This window comes from Ruegeria sp. BHSB058, assembly GCF_059613285.1.
Genome location: NZ_JBXWSF010000140.1, coordinates 1 through 4364, shown reverse-complemented (window position 1 = coordinate 4364; position 4364 = coordinate 1). Strand labels below are relative to the sequence as shown.

Here is a 4364-nt window from a genome sequence, read left to right as displayed (position 1 = left end):
CTCGTCGGTTTCCAGGCCAAGACCGAGGTAGCCTTCGGTCTCGATCATCTCCTTGATCCGGGGGTCGCGGCGGAACCATGGCCCCTTGCCTTCGGCATCCGGGTTCTCCTTGGCCCAGACCTTGGTGAACTGGTTGGCCTTTTGCCATTCGCCGCCGGGTTCGCGGATCGTCTGCACCATATAGACGTTCTTGGCGCGCAGGTCCGGGTCTTCGATCATCAGCCCATCGACCTCGACGGTCTTGCCGCAATAGGGCGCGAGATCGGCGGCGGCGCCGCTGAAGGCAGGCTGGCCGTTCTTGAGCGGCAGGACCATCACGCCATCGGCGCTGCGCAAAAGGCCCAGCTGGCGCTTGCCCGCACCGCAATCGGCGGGGCAGTCGCCGGTCAGCTCGCAAAGCAGATCAACGACCCTGGCCTCGAACCGGGCAGGTTTTTCGGCATAAAGGTTCCAGGTCTTGGCTTCGGACTCGGCCGAAAAATCCTGTGCAAGGGCGGGGCTGGCCAACAGGGCCATCGCAAATGCAAGACGTTTCATTCCTTCGGCTCCGGTATCGCAAAGCCCGGCACCGGGCCGTAATCTTCGTGGTTGAGGTTGGTGATGCCCGCGTCGCTGACAACCTTTTCGACGATCAGGTAATTGATGCCGTCACGTTCGTAGAACATACCATCAGCCTCGACCGTGTGAGAGGCCAGACGCAGCGCGGTGTCGCCGCCCGCCAGCTTGTCATCGTTTTCCAGCTTGAGCACCATGTAGACCGTGCCGTCTTCGGCCTGCATCCCCACCGGGATACCGCCTGCCGAACACCAGAGCGCGCAGGTGTGATGCGCTGTGCCGACCACGGCCTCGGGGCCGCCCATGACGCCCGAATAATAACACCACGTATCGATCAGTTCCCCGGTGACCTGAATACGCTGCCCTTCGCTCGCAACTGCGGGCAGGGCGGTGCAACAGGCCAAGGCGGCAAGCAAAGCGCGCATGGCAGCATCCTTTTGTTAGGTTCCGTTTTGGAGAGAGGCTAGAAAGCTTGTCGGGCTATGGCAATCGCCCAGGCTGAAACGATTGATCACAGTTTCTTGGGGTCCGGTGCCGACCCGGTTTCACAATATCGACACGAGGCCGATTGAAGGCTTGGGGGGGCTACACCAAGGCCACGTTGAAAACACCCGGGGCAACGTTGAAATGTGCTATGCTGAGGTGGCCTTGTTCTGCGGAGGGTGCAATGTCCCGGAATGACACGACGTTTGTTGGAAATATCCCCGATATCTATGATACTTACCTTGTTCCGCTGATTTTCGAGCATTATGCGGCCGACCTGGCCGCCCGCGTCGTCAACCAGCCGGTCGCGGATGTGCTGGAAACTGCGGCAGGCAGCGGGGTGGTGACGCGGGCGCTGGCGCCGCTGCTGCCGGATGATGCCCGGTTTGTCGTGACCGACCTGAACCCGCCCATGCTGGAGCGCGCCAAGGCCAGGCAGGGGGTAGACCTGAGGATCGTGTGGCAGGCGGCGGATGCGCTGGACTTGCCGTTCGACGATCGGAGTTTCGATGCGGTCTGTTGCCAGTTCGGGATCATGTTCTTTCCCGACCGGGTGCGTGGCTATGCCGAGGCCCGCCGGGTTCTGCGCGACGGAGGGAGGTTTCTGTTCAACGTGTGGGACGGGATCGAGCATAACGAGTTTGCCCGGATCGTGACCGAGGTGGCCTCGACCCTGTTGCCCGCATCGCCGCCGCATTTCCTGGCGCGCACGCCACATGGGCACGGAAATCCCGAACGTATCCGTTCAGAGCTGCAAAAGGCGGGTTATGCCCATGTCGACATCGAAAAGATCACCGCGATCAGCCGCGCCCCCGATCCGTCGCACCCTGCCATCGCCTATGTGCGCGGGACGCCGATGTACGGAGAAGTCGCGCCGCATGGCGAAGCGAAGGTGCAACGGATCGTGGAAGCCGCGACAGAGGAAATCCGCGCCCGCTTTGGTGCGGGCGAGGTTGCGGCAAAGATGCAGGGCTATGTGGTCACGGCAAGCTGACGCCGCCGGTTACTTTGCATAGCCGATGGTTTGCAGGGACGACCTGATCTCGTCCAGAATGACCGGATCGTCGATGGTTGCGGGCATCTTGAATTCCTTGCCATCAGCAATCGAGACCATAGTGCCCCGCAGGATCTTGCCCGAGCGGGTCTTGGGCAGGCGATCCACCACGACGGCCAGCTTGAAAGCGGCAACGGGGCCGATCTTTTCGCGGACCAGTGCGACGACCTCCTTTACCACATCGCTATGCGCGCGCTCGGTGCCCTTGTTGAGACACAGGAAGCCCACGGGCATCTGCCCTTTCAGGTCATCGCTGACTCCGATCACCGCACATTCTGCGACATCGGGGTGGGCCGCCAGCACCTCTTCCATGCCGCCGGTGGACAGACGGTGGCCTGCGACGTTGATGACGTCATCGGTGCGCGCCATGATGTAGAGGTAGCCATCCTCATCGATCATGCCCGCATCGCCGGTTTCGTAGTAGCCGGGGAAATGCTCCAGATAGGATTTCTTGAACCGCGCCTCGGCGTTCCAAAGGGTCGGGAGGGTGCCCGGCGGCAGCGGCAGTTTCACCGCGATGGCGCCCAGCTCGCCGGGTCTCATAGGGTGGCCGCCTTCGTCGAGGATCCGTACGTCGTAGCCCGGCATCGGCTTGGCGGGCGAGCCCAACTTAGTCGGTAGTTCTTCGATGCCCAGCGGGTTGCCCGCAATGGCCCAGCCGGTTTCGGTTTGCCACCAGTGGTCGACAACTGGCACGTTCAGCGCGTTTTGCGCCCAGATGATCGTGTCGGGATCGGCGCGTTCACCGGCCAGATAAAGGGCCTTGAGACAGCTCAGGTCGTATTTCGCAAGCATCTCGCCCTTGGGGTCCTCGCGCTTGACGGCGCGGATGGCGGTGGGGGCGGTGAAGAAGCTGCGCACATTGTGTTCGGAAATCACCCGCCAGAAGGTTCCGGCGTCTGGGGTACCCACGGGCTTGCCCTCGAACACGATGGTGGTGTTGCCGTGGATCAGCGGTGCGTAACAGATATAGGAGTGGCCGACGACCCAGCCGACGTCGGAGGCGGCCCAGAACACATCGCCCGGATCGACGTTGTAGATGTTCTTCATCGTCCAGTTCAGCGCCACCAGATGCCCGGCGGTGGGGCGAACCACGCCCTTGGGCGCGCCGGTGGTGCCCGAGGTATACAGGATATAGGCTGGATCGTTGCCCGCGACCGGAACGCATTCCGCAGGTTCCACGCCATACTGGAAGCCGTGCCAGTTATAGTCGCGCCCGGGGGTCAGCTTGGCCACTTCTTGTTCGCGCTGGAAAATGACGCAGAAGTCAGGCTTGTGGCTGGCCATGTCGATGGCCCCGTCGAGAAGCGGTTTGTAGTGCACGACGCGCCCCGGCTCCATCCCACAGGAGGCTGCGATGATCGCCTTGGGCTTGGCGTCGTCGATGCGAACGGCCAGTTCGTTGCTGGCAAAGCCGCCGAAGACGACCGAATGCACCGCCCCCAGGCGGGCGCAGGCGAGCATCGCTTCGAGCGCTTCGGGGATCATCGGCATGTAGATGATGACCCGGTCGCCCTTTTCCACGCCTTTGGCCCGCAGCGCCCCGGCCAGTTGGGCCACCCGATTGCGCAGGTTGACATAGGTAATGCGCCGTGTGACGCCCGAAACCGGGCTGTCGTGGATGATCGCGACCTGATCGCCGCGGCCGTTCTCGACATGGCGGTCGACCGCGTTCCAGCAGGTGTTCACCTTGGCATCCGAGAACCATTCATAGAGCGGGGCGTTGTCGTCAAACAGCGCCTTGGACGGGGCTTCGACCCAGTCGATCCCTTTGGCGGCTTCCATCCAGAACGCCTCGGGGTCGTTCTTCCAGCTCTCGTAAACATCGCTGTATGCCATGGCGTCCTCCTCAACGTTCGGCTTTCCGGTTGTGTTAGGCGTGCCGGGTCAGTCGGGCAAGCATTGCGAATGACGGCGCGTCAGTTTATCGCAAAAACTTTGCATCCCGGCCGAAAATTGCCTGCAAATTTTTGCAAACAAAGCTATTTCCCGCGTTGATTCTGGAAAAAAACGTAGATTTGCAAATCAGCAAACACTTTACCTGCAAAGTGCGGCTGGAGAGATTCGCTGGTCATCCGGCAGTTTTGGCATAGCGGGGCAACGTGTCGTGGATGTTCAGCCAATGCAGGTGGTCGGAGTGAAAGACGTGGAACCTGGGCGCCAGGTCATCCGGGTTCTCCAGTGTTGCGGTGTAGAGATGGATGTTCACCGGGTCGCGGACGTTGCGATAGGCCATCTGGGTTCCGCAGTTGCCGCAGAACAACCGCTCGAC

5 protein-coding genes are annotated in these 4364 nt (G+C 61.7%); 1 reads left to right on the top strand and 4 read right to left on the bottom strand.

Annotation, left to right across the window (positions count from 1 at the left end):
- Together AC2FNB_RS20455 and AC2FNB_RS20450 are read right to left on the bottom strand one after the other, a co-directional pair.
- Nucleotides 1–537, bottom strand: a 537-nt coding sequence (locus AC2FNB_RS20455) for a hypothetical protein (protein WP_496748609.1), incomplete at its 3' end; no start/stop codon positions are given.
- Nucleotides 534–980, bottom strand: a complete 447-nt coding sequence (locus AC2FNB_RS20450) for a hypothetical protein (protein WP_480751187.1) — start codon at nt 978–980, stop codon at nt 534–536. The genes AC2FNB_RS20450 and AC2FNB_RS20455, both read right to left, overlap by 4 nt.
- Before the next feature lie 242 nt (nt 981–1222).
- Here AC2FNB_RS20450 and AC2FNB_RS20445 point away from each other — a divergent pair, with 242 nt between their 5' ends.
- On the top strand, nt 1223–2032 hold the full coding sequence (locus tag AC2FNB_RS20445) for a class I SAM-dependent methyltransferase (RefSeq protein WP_480751188.1): 810 nt from the start codon (nt 1223–1225) through the stop codon (nt 2030–2032).
- Nucleotides 2033–2041: 9 nt separating this feature from the next.
- Here AC2FNB_RS20445 and prpE read toward each other — a convergent pair whose 3' ends face one another.
- Together prpE and AC2FNB_RS20435 are read right to left on the bottom strand one after the other, a co-directional pair.
- A complete protein-coding gene (gene prpE, locus AC2FNB_RS20440) occupies nt 2042–3931 on the bottom strand; it encodes a propionate-CoA ligase PrpE (protein WP_496748608.1) in 1890 nt (629 codons plus the stop codon).
- Between the two features lie 232 nt (nt 3932–4163).
- The coding region (locus AC2FNB_RS20435; protein ID WP_496748607.1) for a GFA family protein at nt 4164–4364 on the bottom strand (201 nt) is incomplete at its 5' end.